Source organism: Streptomyces sp. MZ04, from assembly GCF_004684775.1.
Classification (GTDB): domain Bacteria; phylum Actinomycetota; class Actinomycetes; order Streptomycetales; family Streptomycetaceae; genus Streptomyces.
The window spans coordinates 1-1,659 of record NZ_SRIC01000553.1; the positions used below are offsets into that span (position 1 = coordinate 1).

The 1,659-nt window shown below is 69.6% G+C and carries 2 protein-coding genes; both read left to right on the forward strand.

Going from position 1 to position 1,659, the window contains the following annotated elements; translation table 11 throughout:
• Positions 1-14: 14 nt before the first annotated feature.
• Positions 15-800 (forward strand): electron transfer flavoprotein subunit beta/FixA family protein, encoded by a 786-nt coding sequence (locus E2651_RS43045; protein ID WP_135336703.1) that lies wholly within the window; start codon positions 15-17, stop codon positions 798-800.
• Between the two features lie 59 nt (positions 801-859).
• Positions 860-1,659 (forward strand): electron transfer flavoprotein subunit alpha/FixB family protein (locus E2651_RS43050; RefSeq protein WP_135336704.1); only part of this gene is annotated, 800 nt, incomplete at its 3' end.

A 1,659-nucleotide genomic window follows, 5' to 3' on the forward strand; every position in this document is an offset into this window, starting at 1 on the left:
GTAGGAGAGCCGGCGTGAGCTTGAGGATCGTTGTCACCGTGAAGTACGTGCCCGACGCCACTGGCGACCGGCACTTCGCCGATGACTTGACCGTGGACCGGGACGATGTCGATGGTCTGCTGTCGGAGCTCGATGAGTACGCGGTGGAGCAGGCGCTGCAGATCGCGGACGAGGCGGACGACGCGGAGATCACCGTGCTGACGGTGGGCCCCGAGGACGCCAAGGACGCGTTGCGCAAGGCGTTGTCGATGGGTGCGGACAAGGCCATCCACGTGGAGGACGACGACCTGCACGGCAGCGACATCATCGGTACGTCGCTGGTGCTTGCCAAGGCGATCGAGAAGGCCGGCTATGACCTGGTGATCTCGGGGATGGCCTCCACGGACGGCACGGCGGGTGTGGTGCCGGCGCTGCTGGCCGAGCGTCTGGGTGTTCCGCAGGTGACGCTGCTGTCGGAGGTCGCGGTCGCCGACGGTGTGGTCAAGGGCCGCCGGGACGGTGACTCCGCATCGGAGCAGCTGGAGGCGTCGTTGCCGGCGGTGGTGTCGGTGACCGACCAGTCGGGCGAGGCGCGTTACCCCTCGTTCAAGGGGATCATGGCGGCGAAGAAGAAGCCGGTCGAGTCCTGGGACCTCTCGGATCTGGACATCGAGGCCGATCAGGTCGGCCTGGAGGGCGCCTTCACGACGGTCGATGCCGCGACCGAGCGTCCGGCCCGCACGGCGGGCACGATCGTCAAGGACGAGGGCGAGGGCGGCAAGCAGCTGGCCGAGTTCCTCGCGGGCCAGAAGTTCATCTAAGGCCCGCCGAACCCCTCAACCGCCCTACTTCCCTTGTAACCGCAGGAGATTGAAGTCCCATGGCTGAAGTTCTCGTCTATGTCGACCACGTGGACGGTGCCGTCCGCAAGCCCACCCTGGAGCTTTTGACGCTGGCCCGCCGGATCGGTGAGCCCGTCGCCCTCGCGCTGGGCAACGGTGCCGCCGACACCGCCGCGGTGCTGGCCGAGCACGGTGCGGTGAAGGTTCTGACCGTGGATGCGCCGGAGTTCGCCGACTACCTGGTGGTGCCGAAGGTGGATGCGCTGCAGGCCGCCTGCGGCGCCGTCTCCCCGGCCGCCGTGCTGGTGCCCTCCTCGGCGGAGGGCAAGGAGATCGCGGCGCGTCTGGCGGTGCGGATCAAGTCCGGCATCATCACCGACGCCGTGGACCTGGAGGCGTCGGAGGAGGGTCCGGTGGCCACGCAGGCCGCGTTCGCCGCCTCCTACACCACCAAGTCCCGTGTCTCCACGGGCACTCCGGTCATCACGGTCAAGCCCAACAGCGCGGCCGTGGAGGCCGCCCCGGCCGCCGGCGCGGTCGAGGCCCTCGCCGTGTCGTTCTCCGAGCAGGCCACCGGCACGAAGGTCGTCGCGCGCACGCCGCGTGAGGCGACGGGGCGTCCGGAGCTGACCGAGGCCGCGATCGTGGTCTCCGGTGGCCGTGGCGTCAACGGCGCCGAGAACTTCTCGATCATCGAGGCGCTGGCCGACAGCCTGGGTGCGGCCGTGGGTGCCTCGCGTGCCGCGGTGGACGCGGGCTGGTACCCGCACTCCAACCAGGTCGGCCAGACCGGCAAGAGTGTCTCGCCGCAGCTGTACATCGCCTCCGGCATCTCGGG